Genomic DNA, 15,074 nt, shown 5'->3' on the forward strand with positions numbered 1-15,074 from the left:
TGTGTCTCCTGATGATGCGGCGTGCCCGCAAACGAAGGTATGGCGATCTTTTTGTCGCCAATCGTTGGAATGACTAACGGGAAAGGAGCGCTTTCAGCTTCTTCACCGCGCTGTCTGTCGTGGTCAGTGTTGGACGTCGAGACGCCGCCTCGGCTGCCGCATGCGCGCTCGTCATCGAGAATTGGGCGAAGCAGACCACGTCATGGTCAGACAGACGGGCACACACCTCCGCTATCAGCCGGTCATGGGTGGACTTATCGCCGGATTGCAGGGCTGGCCACGCGCCCTCGACGAAACAGGACGTGACCTGAAGGTCCGTTTTGTTTCCCGCGGCGAAGTCGTGGAACTGCCGAGCAATTGGGGCGAGCGCGGGCTGGAACGTCGCAACAAGCGCGATCTTGCGCCCCAATCCGAGGGCTTCTTCGATCATCGCTTCATTGGGCTTGAGGATAGGCACGTCGATCCCACGTCGGGCTGATTCGATGGCCGGGCCGAAGGCCGAGCACGTGAACAAAACCCCGTCGGCGCCGGTACGCAGCGAATAACCGACGAGCGCCGAGAAACGCGAGGTCATTGCGTCGACGTTGCCATCTGCGCGCTTCAGGTCCGCCGCCAGCGAATCGTCCAGGAGGTTGTACACCGTCGCATCGGGCCACCAACGCGTAAAGCTTTCAGTGATCGGCTGAATGGCAAGTGGTGTCGCATGGACGAGGCTGATTCGAGGGGCGCGAGTCATGGGTTGCGGCTCAAATTGTATTTAAGCGCAATATAGTACAGTTTGACGAAGAGGCCTGTTCGGGAAGACCCGTACCGGACTCCATGCAGTTGGCGAACGAAGTGCCGGCGCCGAATGCACCCAGTGTCCTATCTTTCATCACGCAACAATTTGTGGTATCAACAGGCATCACCAGATCGTTGACTATGAAAACTGAGACAACCGGGGCGCTGGCCGACCAGGTCGCGGCCAAGATCATCGACATTGCACGGACGCGTTCACTGCCGGCAGGGGAACATCTGCGCGAGGAAGCGTTGGCTGCCGAGCTCGGCCTATCCCGATCGCCGATCCGGCGCGGATTGGCGTTGCTTGCCGAGCACGGCCTCGTGGTGAAGGAACCCAACCGCGGGATCTTTCTGGCCGTCGATGCGCATGGCATCGACATCGCCAAGTTGCCGTTCGGTGTCGACCCGCTCGAGGATCTCTATCTTCGGATCGCCGATGACTGCCTCAGCGGAGAAATCGCGGAGGAGTTTTACGAGGCCGAACTGCTTCGGCGCTTCGATGTGCCGCGCGGTCAGCTGCTCAAGGTGCTCACCCGCCTCGCCAACGAGGGCATGATTTCCCGCAAGCCCGGCCAGGGGTGGCGCATCAATCCTTTTCTGCACGATCGCGAGGCGCATATCCAGAGCTACCGGTTCCGCATGGCGATCGAGCCCGCCGCCTTGCTGGAGCCGACCTTTCGTATCGACAAAGCTGCATTCGCGAAAGCCCGGAAGATTCAGACCGAAATGCTCGAAGGCGACATCTTCAAGCTGCCTCGTTCGATGCTGTTCAAGAACGGCTCGGAGTTTCACGAAATGCTCGTGCGCTGCTCCGGCAACCGCTTTTTCATCGAGGCTCTCGAACGTCAAAACCAGCTTCGTCGGTTCATGGAGTACAAGGCCGCGACGGACCGGACCCGACTCATCCGTCAATGCAAGGAACATCTCGAGATGCTCGACCTGATCGAGAGCGGCGGCCGCGAACACGCGGCTGCGTTCATGCGCAAGCATCTCGATGTGGTCAGCAAGATCAAGGCGCAGGCCGAAGAAAAAGAAGAACAGCAGGCGGCGCGCATCGTACCCGAGGCGCACCTCTGATTTGACTTGCCCCTGTGCATCGGGGCAAAGGTCGATGTTCCACGCGCGCCGTCCGGCGCGAATGCCGATACCGTTCGAGTCCGCCCACAGGTGGGGTTTACGTGGGTGCAAAGGCAGATGTCATTTGCATTACATTGTATCCCGATGCGATATAGTACATATGACGGATACGTGACCCCTAAACGCTTGCCGCGCAGAAGGCGTCGCGAGGGCCTGCATCGTTCGGGCGTTTGCACGCCATGAATTGTACGTAGTTGCTACGTAGAACAAAATAGAGGACACAGGAGATTTGGAGATGCGGCACTTGCTGATCGGTTTGGGCGCAACCGCGGGATGTCTGTTTGCGAATGGCGCATACGCACAAAGCAGCGTCACGCTGTACGGCATCATCGATATCGGGATTCAGCGCGCCAGTAACGCCGGGGGACACGCTCAGACGCAGGAAACGAGTGGCATGTTCAACGGCAATCGCTTTGGTCTTCGTGGCAATGAGGACCTGGGCGGCGGTTGGCAAGCCGTGTTTCAGCTCGAGAACGGTTTCAACGGGAACAACGGTACGTTCGGGCAAGGAACGAATGCGTCGGGGACGACTGCCGCCGTCACGCGCATCTTCGGCCGCATGGCGTGGGTCGGCGTCAAATCGCCGTGGGCGACGCTGAGCATGGGGCGTCAGTACGATTTCATGTACGACTTTGCCTCCATCGCGGTCTCCAACTACGTGGGATCGTTCATGCACCGTCCCGGCACCGCGAACGCACTGCTCGGCAACAATGGCAGCACGACGGACTTCGATCGCATCGGCGGGGCCCGCGTCGACAATTCGGCAAAACTCACCAGTGCGCCGCTTGCCGGCTTCACACTGGGCGCGTTGTACGGTTTCGGAGGTCAGGCCGGTGCGTTTTCCAACGGGAGCACGGAAAGCTTCGGATTGAAGTACGAGAACGGCGGACTGCTCGCGAACGCCGTTTGGACGAATCTCAAGGAAGCCAACTCTCTCAGCAGCTATCGGACGTATGGCGCGGGCGCGCGCTACCAGTTCGGGCCGGTTCGCGTGTCGACCATGTACACGAACGCCCGATGGACTGCGACCGGCGATCGAGTCGATACGATCGAGTTCGGCGCTCAATACCTGATCACGCCCGCGTTTTCGGTTGCAGCCGGGTACTTCTATTCGAAGCCGAACAACGAAAAGAAGAACGTGATCATGCAGGGCACGCGCAATCAGGTTGGCTTCACGACGCTCTATGCGCTCTCGAAGGCGACGAACGTCTACGCGACGGTCGACTACCAGCGCGCGAAGCACGGCTATTCGGCACAGATCTACACCCTTTCTCCTACGGATGCCAAAACCAACCATCAAACGATGGTGGGCGTCGGCTTGCAGCACTTCTTTTAATCCGCGGCCGGGACAGGGCATAAAACAAAACACTGGAGGCTAGGCTTATGAAATCCGTAATTCACGCCCGAACGATGGCGAAAGTTTCGAGACGCTTGATTCCCTTCATGATCGTGATGTTCCTGATCAACTTTCTCGATCGGGTCAACATCGGATTTGCCGCGCTCGAGATGAACAAGGATCTCGGCCTGTCTCCGAGCACATATGGATTCGCGGCCGGGATTCTCTTCGTGGGATACGTCGCGTTCGAAGTGCCGAGCAACCTGATACTGCAACGAGTCGGTGCACGCATCTGGCTTGCCCGCATCATGATCACCTGGGGCATCTTGGCTACGCTCATGGCGTTTGTATTCAATGAGGCTTCGCTGTTCACGCTGCGCGCGCTCATTGGGGTAGCGGAGGCGGGCTTCTTCCCAGGCCTGGTCTTCTACATGATGCGCTGGTTCCCGGCCGAGGAGCGAGCGAAGGCGATTACCGTGTTCATGTTGGGCAATCCCATTTCCGTGATCATCGGTGGTCCGCTGTCGACGGCCATCCTCCATTTTGCTCACCATTTCGGTGGATTGGCCGGTTGGCAGTGGCTCTTCATCATCGAGGGCGTTCCGGCGATCATTATTGGCGCGATCACCCTGGTCTGGCTGACGGAGAGGCCGGAAGACGCCAAATGGCTAGAGCCCGACGAACGTGAGTGGCTGATCGCCAGGACCCAAGAGGAGGCCCGCGCGAAAGAAAGCCGCGGCCATAGCCCCGCGCGTGTACGCGACGTTTTCGTGCATGGGAAGACCCTTGCTTTTGCTTTTTGCAAGTTCTGCGTGCTGCTGGCGTTTTTCGGCATCACATTGTGGTTGCCGCAAATCGTGAAAAGCCTCGGTAATCTCACCACCTTCGAGGTCGGCGTAGTCTCCGCGATTCCCTACGTGTTCTCCGCTATTGCAAGCGTGCTCATCGGCCGTCACTCGGACAAGACAGGGGAAAGGAAGTGGCATATCGCGCTGCCGGCGTTCTTGGGCGCAGTCGGCTTCGTCGTGGCAAGCCTCGCGGCTAACCCCTGGAGCGCGATGATTGCGCTATGCGTGGCCGCTACCGGCCTCTGGGTGTCCAACACCATTTTCTGGACGCTGCCTGCGAGCATGCTCGCCGGTACGACTGCTGCGGCAGGCATCGCATTTATCAACGCCTTCGGCAATCTTGGCGGCTTCGTGGGCCCGTATCTGACGGGCTGGATTCGGCAGGCGACCCATTCATACGTGTGGGCGCTCGTCATGCTGGGTGGGTTCCTCGCCCTGAGCGGCATCATGGTGTTGATCGTCGGCCGATCGGAAATGAGGCCGGACAGTCGCGAGAATTCGGCGTCGCGACAACCCGCTGTCGACAAGGGGTAAGGCTGATAGGTCAGGCCGAGCGGGCGCGCCGAGCGTGGTACGGGTGCGCTCATTAGGCCGCGGGACGCAGCGGTGCGCCGCTTTGGCTCAGTCGAATCGTGGTGCTTCCTGGAACAAACAAACCAGCATTGTACTAACGTTTAATGAAGTACAATTACTGGCGACTTTTTGGCGCACAGCGCGCCACCTTATGGAGATTTGCGATGCGTATCTTGGTGTTGCCGTGTGACGGCATTGGCCCCGAAATCACGGCTGCTTCGATGGCGGTGCTGCAGGCGGCAGACAAGAAGTTCGGCCTGAAGCTCTCGTTCGATTACGACGACGTCGGGTTCGTGAGCCTCGAGAAGCATGGCACGACGCTGCGCGATGAAGTGCTGGAGAAGGCCAAGACCTACGACGGGATCATTCTTGGGACCCAATCGCATGCGGATTATCCCGCGCCGGAAAAGGGCGGACGCAACGTGTCGGCCGGGTTTCGCATCGGGCTCGACCTGTATGCCAATGTCCGGCCTGCGCGCACGCGCCCGTTCCTGACGTCCAACATGCGCGAGGGCAAGACGATGGACCTCGTGATCATGCGTGAGGCGACGGAAGGCTTCTATCCGGATCGCAACATGACGAAAGGGTGGGCGGAGCTGATGCCGAGCCCGGATATGGCCATCTCGCTGCGCAAGATCACACGGCATTGCAGCGAGCGCATTGCCCGTCGTGCATTCGAGCTGGCAATGACGCGCAAGAAGAAGGTCACCGCGATTCACAAGGCGAACAGCTTCCATATGACGGACGGACTGTTTCTCGAATGCGTGCGCGACGTGGCGAAGGACTTCCCGGAGGTGCAGCTCGACGATCTGCTCGTCGACGCTTCGACGGCACATCTCGTTCGCTCGCCGGAGCGTTTCGACGTGCTGGTGGCGACCAACTTCTATGGCGACATCATCAGCGATCTAGCGAGCGAGCTATCGGGCAGCCTCGGGCTCGCCGGCTCGATGATGGCAAGCGATACCCACTGCTGTGCGCAGGCCCAGCATGGTTCGGCACCCGATATCGCCGGTCAGGACAAGGCCAATCCCGTTTCGATGATCCTGTCGGTGGCCATGCTGATCCAATGGATGGGGGAACACCATGGCAATCCGAGCTACATCGAGGCGGGCAAGGCGATGGAAGTGGCTGTCGACAAGGTGCTCGAGAACCCGGCCACGCGTACGCCGGATCTCGGCGGCACGTTCGGCTGCAAGGCCTTCGGTAGCGAAGTCGCGCGCGTGCTGGCTGGTTGACGGATCGACGCGCGGGCACATGACGCACCCGCGCGTCGCCCACGGATGCGCTTATAAAAACGAAGGAGACAGCAACATGGTCAATCGCAGGCAGATGCTGGTCGCAACCGGCGCCGCGCTGGGAGGTGCATCTCTCATTGGTTTCGGAAAGGTAATGGGCAAGGAGTTGGGGCACATGTCTCCGATCGGCTTTTCTGTGCCGACGGGCGTGGTGGATTCGCATTGTCATATCTTCAATCCCGAGAAGTTCCCCTATTCGGCGAAGCGCAAGTACACGCCGCCTCCTGCCACGGTGCAGGATCTACGGCGATTTCACTCCGCCATTCATGTGCGCCGCACTGTGCTCGTACAGCCGAGCGTCTATGGAACGGACAACGCATGTCTGATCGACGCGCTGGGACAACTCGGCCGAGACGCCCGCGGCATTGCCGTGATCGACCCGAGCTTTTCGAGCCAGCAGCTAGACGATTTGGCAGGCGCGGGCGTGGTGGGCGTGCGTATCAATCTCGAAGTTGGCAAGAACCACGATTCGAATCTTGCCGTCGAGCGCCTGGAGCAAACGGTGGAGACGCTGCGCGGCAAGCCGTTCATCGTTCAAATCTATGCGGCCTTGCCGGTGCTCGCCGACCTCGCGCCACGTATCCAGGCGCAGCCTCATCCGGTTGTGATCGATCATTTCGGCTTGGCAAAAGCCGCCGATGGACCGGAACAGCCCGGGATGTCCGCGCTAATCGGCATGATGCAGTCGAAGAAGGTCTTCGTGAAACTATCCGGGCCGTACCAGATCTCGTTGCAAAAGCCGCTCTACGCCGATACCGCGCAGATCGGCAGCGCGCTTGTCGAGGCGGCACCGGATCAGGTCATCTGGGGAAGCGATTGGCCGCACACGGGTGGCAGCGAGCGCAAGGCCGACGCGAAGCCTACTGACATAGAGCCTTTCCGTGATGAGGACGAGGGGCGTAACTTCTCGTTGGTGAAGACGTGGGCACCGGCGCCGATCGAGCGGCGCAAGTTGCTCGCTGACAACGCCAGCCGCCTGTTCGGCTTTGTCGACAGCGCGGTGTAATTGCATTGGGAGCATGGCATTGAGCAGACCTCTCCTCGGCTGTATTGCCGATGATTTCACGGGCGGCACGGATCTGGCCAGCACGCTGGTGCGCGGCGGCATGCGCACGGTCCAAACGATCGGTGTCCCCGCGCAGGCCGAGTTGCACGATGCGGACGCGATCGTCATCGCATTGAAAACGCGAACAGTCGAGCCGGAGCAGGCCGTACGTGAGTCGCTGGCGGCGCTGGAGTGGCTCAGAAAAGCCGGCTGCAAGCAGTTCTTCTTCAAGTATTGCTCTACCTTCGACTCGACGCCGAAGGGCAATATCGGCCCGGTCGCCGATGCGCTGGCCGATGCGCTCGGCGTCGACCTCGCAGCTGCCTGTCCGGCGTTTCCCGAGAATGGCAGGACGATTTACAGGAGCCACCTCTTCGTCGGCGATGTGTTGCTCAGCGAATCCGGCATGCGGGACCACCCGCTGACCCCAATGACGGATTCCAATCTGGTGCGTGTATTGCAATCGCAAACCAGGCGCAAAGTGGGGGCGGTCAAGCTCGATGCCGTTTCTCGTGGCCCTGATGCGATCGCCGCGGCGTTCGATTCGCTGCGCAGCGAAGGCGCGCGATATGCCATCGTCGATGCGGTAGCCGACCGCGATCTGATTAGTATCGGCGCCGCGTTGTCGGGCCATCGACTCGTGACGGGAGGATCGGGCATCGCCATGGGCCTGCCGGAGAATTTCCGGCGAGCCGGCAAATTGAAGGCGGCCGTGTCGGCGGCGGCGGATCTTCCGAACGTCGTCGGGGCGGGCCTGATTCTCTCGGGAAGCTGCTCAGTGGCGACAAATGCCCAGGTGGAACACTGGAAGCGTTCGCGCCCGGCATTTCGGCTCGACGCGCTGCAGCTTGCCGAGGGGGACAGGCAAATCGAAGACGCTGTCGCCTGGTGTGCCGAGCGGCTTTCCGGCGGGCCCGTGCTCATCTACGGAAGCGCGGCGCCCAACGTAGTAAGAGCCGCACAGCAGAAGCTCGGTGCGGATCGTGCCGGCGCGCTGATGGAACGCGCATTGGCCACGCTCGCGAGCGAGCTGGTTCTACACCATGGCGTGCGCAAGCTGGTTGTTGCCGGTGGAGAGACGTCAGGTTCCGTCGTCAAGGCGCTCGGCGTCCGCGCCTTGCGCATCGGCGCACCCATTGACCCGGGCGTGCCCTGGACGACAAGCAGCGGCAGTGAGCCGCTAGCGCTCGCGCTGAAGTCCGGCAATTTCGGCACTGTCGATTTCTTCGAGAAGGCGCTATCGACAGCACCTTGATGCAACGCCCGCCGAAGCGGCGCTATTCCGCTTCGGTATTTTTCGCGACGCGCTGAGCAGTTCGCGCGTGTCCACTCGCCAGTTCTCGTCCGTGCTCACGCATCGGATCGTTCCAGCATCCACTCCCTGTGCTTGAGTAGCGTCCGGCCGAGCACGTCGAATGCCGCCTTCGGCAAGTCCTGCAATCGTTCGACGACCGCGCTTGTGGGATAGAACGTTTCGACTGCGTCAGTGAGAATGCCCACGCCGACCAGTTCGACGCCTCGCTCGCGCAGTTCGGTTATTCGTGCCTGCAGGTCGGCACGCAGGACGTCGGGATTGCCGTCGCCGGTTGCGGGATATCCATCGGAAAGCACCATCAAAATGTGACGATGTGCGCGGCGAGCGAGCAGCCTGGATGCGGCCCAACTCAGCGCTTCGCCGTCGGGGTTCTCGTGCCCGCATTCGACGCAGGTCAGACCGACCAGATTGTCGGAATCGAAACGTTTGTAGATCTGTAAATCCAGCCGTTCGACGAAGCGGTTGAAACCGGATGAGGCGTGGCCGGCCGCGAGCCAGCGTTCGTAGTATTCGCGCATCTCAACGTCTTCGATCGAACTGTAGCCGAGTACCTCCAACGGAAAGCTCAATTGGCTCAATGCGTCGCTCAACGCCGCGGCGCACAGGGTGGCGAGTTCGATCTTCTGCCCGGCCATCGAGCCGCTGCGGTCGATCAGGAGCGTGACGGCCGCGTCGCGGCCCGGTTTCACGAGCCGCGTGCGAAACGGCGTTCGGTAGCCCGGTGCGACGGCGAGCCTGACAAGGGAAGGGCGGTCCAGTTCACCGCGCTCCTGTTCGCGCCTCCAATGGGTCTGCTCGTCGGCCTTAAGCGCGCGTTCGAGCCTTGCCTTGAGCGATTCCGTTTGCGCGCGCGCGGTACTTCTCAGCTTTCTCCATCGGATAGCGTCGCCTTTGCCTGTGAAGTCGGCCTCGCGGTCGAATTGCGTCGTGATCGGGACGGATAGCGCAGCCCGACTCATCGCAGGACGATGTGGCTGCTTGCCGGCGTCGCCCGATGGCTGTTGAGCTGCATCGGACGCGGATCGGGTGAGGCCGCCACCCGTGGTCAACGCCGATGTTTGCGAAGAAGGTGGAGCATCCCCTGTGTCCGAGCCGTCCGACTCGAACTCGTTTCTGGTGGCAGGGGAATCGAGCGTGTCCTGTGCGTCGGCGGTGAACATCATGTTGTTCACGTCGCCCGCTGAGAGCTCGCGAATCCGTTCGATGAGTCGCAGCGCGATACGCATGCTGTCGGCCGTCGAGGCCGACCGGCTCGCTTCCTCGAGTAGATCGATACTCGCATGGACTGCCGCATTCAGCGAGGGACTGGACTCGATCGCTGTGGACTGCTCGTTCCACACATAGCGTTCGACATGCCAGGCGAGCTTTTCAGCCCAACTCAGCGTTGTCCATTGTGCGGCCGCTACGCGTGCCGTTTCGGCACGCAGCCTGGTGAGGAAAGGCGCCACGCCGGGATAGGCGTGCGCCAGCTCGCAGCACGCGCGCCGGTCGTCGATTGCCTGCGCGAGTCGGCGCGCAACGGGCGAGCCAACGCGCTCGACCGCATCCTGAGTTGCAAAACGCGCGCGGGCGGCCAGCAGATCGACATAGCCGGTCATCAATTCCTGCGAGACATCCATGCCAGCAACGGCCGGCGGAAGCACCAATTGTTCGTCGCGCAGACACGGGCCGTCGTCCGCGATCACGACCGTCAGGCGGTCCTGTCCTGTCAACGTCCGCGCAAGGCGAGACAGATGGGCGAGCGTATCGTCGACAGATTCCGTCAGCCCGTGGTCCATTCGCTCACCCATGCAGATCGATATGGTGCTGGATGATGCTACGGATCAGCGCGACATCTTCCGCGCCGACTTTCGAGTAGATGGTCGGACCGGCGGCGACCTCCGGATCTCCGGTGCGCAGCATGAGCTCGGTCCAATCGAGCAACCTTCGGGTCGAGAACGCGCTGGCCAAGTCTTCTCGCATGAAGGCCTCGCGGCAGTCCGCCGCGATCGCGGCCAGTGTTTGCGCCATTTGCGCGGACACGCGCCGACCAAAAGTGCGCAACAGCACCTGTGCCTCTTCTTCCCGCGAGAGATAGTCGATGCGATAGACGCGCCATCGGTCCAAAAACGCCTCGTTCATGACATTGGCGCCCTGATAGAGGTGGCGATATTGCCCCATGGACCCGACGGCATTGGCTGTTGCAAAGAGCCGGAACGACGGATGCGGCGCAACGATTTCGTTGCCTTTTTCCTTGAGCAGCAGGCGGCCGCCCGGCTCGAGCACGGCAGTCAGAACCGCGAGGATCGCAGGCTCCGCAAAGTCGACTTCGTCTACGATCAGCCAAAGACCTTCGCGCATGGCCGTCGGCAATACGCCGTCGACCCAGAGGGTCTCGCCTCCTTTCACGGTCCAGAACCCGACGAAATCGCCGACCGTTGTCTGCCCGTTCATGTTCGAGCGCAGAACGCCCTGATTGGTGTGCGCGGCGACCTGCTCGATGAGACTGGTCTTGCCGCTGCCGGTGTGACCGATCAGCAGAATACGGCGATTTTCAACGATGTCCCGCAGAACGTTGTCAAACCGCGGGGCGAAGAGGTAGGCGCGATTCACGGCCGGCACGAATGGCCCACCATTTCCGTGCGGCATCGCTACATTACCGACACGTGTGCCGGCGAGCGAACCGTCGCGCTCGCCGGGCGTTTGTCCAGCACTCTCGAGCAGGTCCCGCATGAACGTCGATCGATGGATGGGCTTCTCGTCAGGTCCCGCATGCTCGCGGCGGACGAATCCTTCACGATCCCACTTCAGCAGCTTGGCCTTGAGGTTGTCGTAGTCGACCACCGTATCGATGTGCTGCTCGCCATTGGCACGGCGATGCCGGATTCGGTACAGATGCGGCCGCTCGGACGGACTCACGGTCCACTGACCCGCGGTCACGTCCGTCGGGTGATGGTAGGTACCGGTCGGGTCGTCGTCTTTAATGCTGTTCGCCGCTGGGACTTTCATGGCTAGATGCGGGACGTGTTGAGCGTCGTTGCGCGCTACCAACGGGCGCCAAATGTATTGCGCAGCTCGTCGATGGCGTCCGTTGACATCGGCGTGGCAGAGCGCGCGAGCGACATCCACAGCAACGCCGTTTCCTCGAGCTCTTCCAAAGCGAACGATGCGGCCGCGACGGTTTTTTCCCAAACGACCGGACCCAGTCGCTCGAGCAACACCGCGCGCACTTTCGGCGCGAGTACGGCGACCTGGTCGGCAACCTCCGGTGCGCCTGGCCGATGATACGGGATGAGCGGCACGTGGCCGACCTTCATCACGTAGTACGGCGTGATTGGCGGGATGACGTCGTCGGTGCTCCAGACGCCAGCCAACGTGAGCGCGACCAGATTCGTCGAATGCGTGTGTACGACTCCGCGCGTTTCCGGTGAATTCTCGTAGATCCTGCGGTGAAGCGCGAGCGTTTTGGAGGGACGCCCGCCTGATAGGTGCTGCCCATCACAGCCTACTTTGGCGATATCGTTGGGATCGAGTCGGCCAAGGCATGCGTCGGTTGGTGTGATCAGCCAACCATCATCAAGGCGCGCGCTGATATTGCCGGCGCTCCCCACTGTGTATCGGCGGGAGTAAAGACTCGCGCCGACCGCGCAGATCTCCTCGCGGATTTCGGATTCAGCAACTCCCACAGTTCCTCCAGCAGAGCATAGGTGGCCAAGACCGTACGCGTCGCGCATTCGGCCCTTCGCCGTCGGTAGCCCGGCAGCGATCGATAAATTGTACTGTTTTGCAATGGCATACATTGTCGCTCAGAATGCCGTCCAACGCGCGGATATGTCAAAGGCCGGCTTCGGTCGCCTCCGTATGAAAGACCTCGGGCGGTCGAGCAAAATGAGAGCCGACGAGTTGACGCCACGTCTGAAAATCCTGGGATTGGCGAAATCCGATCATGTGGTCGTCGACGGTTTCCCAGCGAACGAGAAGGACATATCGGTTCTCGGTTTCTATCACGCGATGAAGCTCAGCGCCGCCGCAACCCTGGGCGCGGGCGAAGAGGGGAAGTGCTTGCGCGACACCGGCCTCGAAACCTGCCGCATGGCCGGGCAGGACTTCGATGTGCGCCATTTCAAAGATCATGTGGTACTCCTGGTCGGAAAATGTTTGATCGACGCCCGGCGAAACGCCGTGGCGTCGACCCTCGCGGGAATTTGATGGGTTTACTCTTGGCGCGCAAGTACCGGGAGGGTGGCGGCCAGCGCCGCGGAAACGCCGAGAATGGCCGCCATCGCCCAGATGCCGGCGGAAAACGTGCCGGTCGTCTGCTTCAGAAAGCCTACCAGATAGGGGCCGGCAAATCCGCCGAGCGTCCCGAGCGAGTTGATGAAGGCCAGGCCGCCGGCTGCCGCGACACCGGTCAGAAAGCGAGTCGGGATCGTCCAGAAAATCGCGCGGGCGGAACTGACCGCCACCACGGCCAAACTCAATCCGATCATTTCGACCACGATGCCATTGGCGCATGCCGACAGCGCCAGACCCGCGGCGCCTACCGCGCATGAAGCGACGAGGTGGAAGACGCGTCGGCCGCTGCGATCGACGGCGCGCGCCCAAATCAGCATGCCGATCACGGCGGCAATATAAGGCACGGTCGAAAAAAGCCCGACGTTGACGACGCTGAACCCGTGACCTCTGAGAATCAGCGGCAGCCAGATACCGACGCCATACGAGCCGAGAACGAAGCCGAACTGGGTCGCCGCCAGAAGCAGCACGCGGCCGTCCTTGAGCGCGGCAAACAATGCGGTTCTGGGCTGGCGCCGCGGTTCTTCCGCGAGCATCCGGACGAGTTCCGTGCGCTCGTCGTGCGTGAGCCAGTGAGCGTCGTTCGGGTCATCGCGCAGCAGCGCGTAGACCGCGAAGCCGATCAGCACGGCCGGAAGCCCCTGGATCAGGAACATCCACTGCCAGCCATGCAGTCCCGCGATACCGTTCATTTCCAGCAGCAGCGCGGACATCGGGCCGCCGATAATCGACGACACCGGTACACCGAGCATGAAGAAAGCGAGGACGCGGACGCGATATTGGGCGGGAAACCAGCACGCCAGGAAGAACGTCACCCCGGGAAAAAAGCCGGCTTCCGCAACGCCGAGCAGCAAGCGCAACACGAAGAAGCTTGTCGGTCCCTGAACGAACGCGGTCGCCGCCGAGGCAAGTCCCCAAGTGATCATGATGCGCGTGAGCCAGCGGCGCGCACCATACCTGTACAGCGCGAGGTTGCTTGGAATCTCGCAGAGACAGTAGCCGGCGAACAGGACGCCCGCGCCCCAGCCGAATTGCATCGGCGTGAGACCGATATCCTTGTTCATCGTCAGCGCCGCAAAGCCGACGCTCGTGCGGTCGATGTAGTTGAAGATGAAGGCGAGCGTCAGCAGCGGTAGCAGTCGCCAAGCATTCTTTCGCAGCACGCACTGCCGGATCGCCATGTCGGCGGGACGGTTTTCGGGCGGCACGTCCATTGCCATTGATTCGGAATGCATATTGAATCCTTCGGTGGTGGCTCTCGACAAGGAAGCCGTAGTCGTCTTGACCGGCTGGCTTACTTGCCCAACGCGCGCGAATTCCACGCTGCCATCATCGAACGTCTCCTTGATGGTTGTAGTGTTCCGACAGAGGGGACTGCTCCGTCGGACGGATCGCAACTCAGGCCTTTTGGACCGACGCGGCGACATGCTCGGCGAAAGCCGTGCAGCCCATGGTTCCACCCAGATCGGCCGTACGGGTTTCGGGATTTGCCAGCACTGCGTCGATCGCCGCGTCGATTGCATCCGCTGCGCGGACGAAGTTCGATTTGTGGCGATGTTCGCCAATCCAGCGCACCAACATGCTCACCGAAAGAATCATCGACGTTGGGTTTGCCTTGTCCTGATTCTGGATATCGGGCGCCGAACCGTGTTGCGCCTGTGCGCAGCACAGGGCGTCGCCTGCCATCACCGAACCGCCGAGACCCAGACTGCCCGAAAGTTCCGCGGCCAGATCGCTGATGATGTCGCCGTAGAAATTGGTCGCGACGAGCACGTCGAACGTTTCGGGGTTGCGAACGAGGTGCGCGGTCGACGCGTCGACGAGGAGGTCGTTCAGTTCGACTTCCGGAAAATCCTTGGCCACATTGCGCACGCACTCGAGGAACAGGCCGTCCGTCATGTGGAAGCTGTTCGCCTTGTGAATCGCGGTCACCTTCTTCCTGCGCTTCATCGCGAGTTCGAAAGCACGGCGCGCGATGCGCTCGCTGCAATGTCGCGTGATCTTGCGCACTGAAAGCGCCATGTCCTTCGACGGCATCATTTCGCCCCAGCCCAGCGCCATGTTTCGGTCCGGGTAGAAGCCTTCCGTCGCCTCGCGCATGATGACGAGGTCCATGCTCTTGCCTTCGCGCATGTTCGATGTCAGGAACGGACGTGTACGGGACGGGCGCACGTTCGCATACAAATCGAGCTCGCAGCGAAACGCCGCGGACACGTTGCGGCCGCCTTTGTCGGGGGGCGGGTAGTCCGCATGCGAAATGGTGCCGAGAATGAGGCCGTCGAAGGTGGGCGCCTTTTTCAGCACTTCCGGGCGCAGCGTCGTGCCGTACTTCTCGAGGCTTGCGAAGCCGATGTCTTCGTAGTGATATTCCAAGCCGAGGTCAAAGAGCTGGTCGGCTTTGCCGAGAACGTGGATGGATGCGGCGGTGATTTCTGGGCCAATGCCGTCGCCCGGACAAACGAGGATACGCATG

General features: G+C 61.3%; 13 protein-coding genes. 6 read left to right on the top strand and 7 right to left on the bottom strand.

Annotation, left to right across the window (positions count from 1 at the left end):
- Positions 1–73: 73 nt before the first annotated feature.
- Positions 74–736, bottom strand: coding sequence for an aspartate/glutamate racemase family protein (locus C9I57_RS20055; RefSeq protein WP_107152388.1), 663 nt, complete (start codon positions 734–736; stop codon positions 74–76).
- Positions 737–921: 185 nt separating this feature from the next.
- On the opposite strand from C9I57_RS20055, the gene C9I57_RS20060 reads away from it, so the two are divergent.
- The 6 genes from C9I57_RS20060 (at position 922) to otnK (ending at position 8,269) form a co-directional block, all read left to right on the top strand.
- The gene (locus C9I57_RS20060; RefSeq protein ID WP_107152592.1) at positions 922–1,857 is read left to right on the top strand and encodes a GntR family transcriptional regulator; all 936 of its coding nucleotides are present in this window, start codon (positions 922–924) and stop codon (positions 1,855–1,857) included.
- Between the two features lie 295 nt (positions 1,858–2,152).
- A complete protein-coding gene (locus C9I57_RS20065) occupies positions 2,153–3,253 on the top strand; it encodes a porin (RefSeq protein WP_107152389.1) in 1,101 nt (366 codons plus the stop codon).
- 116 nt (positions 3,254–3,369) lie between these two features.
- Complete coding sequence (locus C9I57_RS20070; protein WP_258187758.1) at positions 3,370–4,635, top strand: MFS transporter; 1,266 nt, start codon at positions 3,370–3,372, stop codon at positions 4,633–4,635.
- A gap of 203 nt (positions 4,636–4,838) precedes the next feature.
- On the top strand, positions 4,839–5,909 hold the full coding sequence (locus C9I57_RS20075; RefSeq protein ID WP_107152391.1) for an isocitrate/isopropylmalate dehydrogenase family protein: 1,071 nt from the start codon (positions 4,839–4,841) through the stop codon (positions 5,907–5,909).
- A gap of 76 nt (positions 5,910–5,985) precedes the next feature.
- Positions 5,986–6,975: an amidohydrolase family protein gene (locus C9I57_RS20080; RefSeq protein WP_181321892.1), complete on the top strand. Its 990-nt coding sequence runs from the start codon at positions 5,986–5,988 to the stop codon at positions 6,973–6,975.
- A 13-nt stretch (positions 6,976–6,988) separates the two neighbouring features.
- Complete coding sequence (otnK, locus tag C9I57_RS20085) at positions 6,989–8,269, top strand: 3-oxo-tetronate kinase (protein ID WP_107152393.1); 1,281 nt, start codon at positions 6,989–6,991, stop codon at positions 8,267–8,269.
- A gap of 95 nt (positions 8,270–8,364) precedes the next feature.
- Here the strand turns inward: otnK and C9I57_RS20090 are convergent, their stop codons facing one another.
- From C9I57_RS20090 to C9I57_RS20115, 6 genes are all read right to left on the bottom strand, one after another.
- Positions 8,365–10,119 (bottom strand): cobaltochelatase CobT-related protein, encoded by a 1,755-nt coding sequence (locus C9I57_RS20090; protein WP_258187738.1) that lies wholly within the window; start codon positions 10,117–10,119, stop codon positions 8,365–8,367.
- A complete protein-coding gene (locus C9I57_RS20095; protein ID WP_107152395.1) occupies positions 10,112–11,317 on the bottom strand; it encodes an AAA family ATPase in 1,206 nt (401 codons plus the stop codon). The genes C9I57_RS20090 and C9I57_RS20095 overlap by 8 nt, the downstream gene beginning before the upstream one ends.
- Positions 11,318–11,352: 35 nt before the next feature.
- Complete coding sequence (gene otnC / locus C9I57_RS20100; protein ID WP_181321893.1) at positions 11,353–12,042, bottom strand: 3-oxo-tetronate 4-phosphate decarboxylase; 690 nt, start codon at positions 12,040–12,042, stop codon at positions 11,353–11,355.
- Positions 12,043–12,142: 100 nt separating this feature from the next.
- Complete coding sequence (locus C9I57_RS20105) at positions 12,143–12,442, bottom strand: antibiotic biosynthesis monooxygenase family protein (protein ID WP_102607021.1); 300 nt, start codon at positions 12,440–12,442, stop codon at positions 12,143–12,145.
- Between the two features lie 80 nt (positions 12,443–12,522).
- Entirely contained in the window at positions 12,523–13,836 is a 1,314-nt protein-coding gene (locus tag C9I57_RS20110) for an MFS transporter (RefSeq protein WP_107152397.1), read from the bottom strand.
- 163 nt (positions 13,837–13,999) lie between these two features.
- Positions 14,000–15,073, bottom strand: coding sequence for an isocitrate/isopropylmalate dehydrogenase family protein (locus C9I57_RS20115; RefSeq protein ID WP_107152398.1), 1,074 nt, complete (start codon positions 15,071–15,073; stop codon positions 14,000–14,002).
- Between the last annotated feature and the right edge of the window lies 1 nt (position 15,074).

The organism is Trinickia symbiotica, from assembly GCF_003028655.1.
GTDB lineage: Bacteria > Pseudomonadota > Gammaproteobacteria > Burkholderiales > Burkholderiaceae > Trinickia > Trinickia symbiotica_A.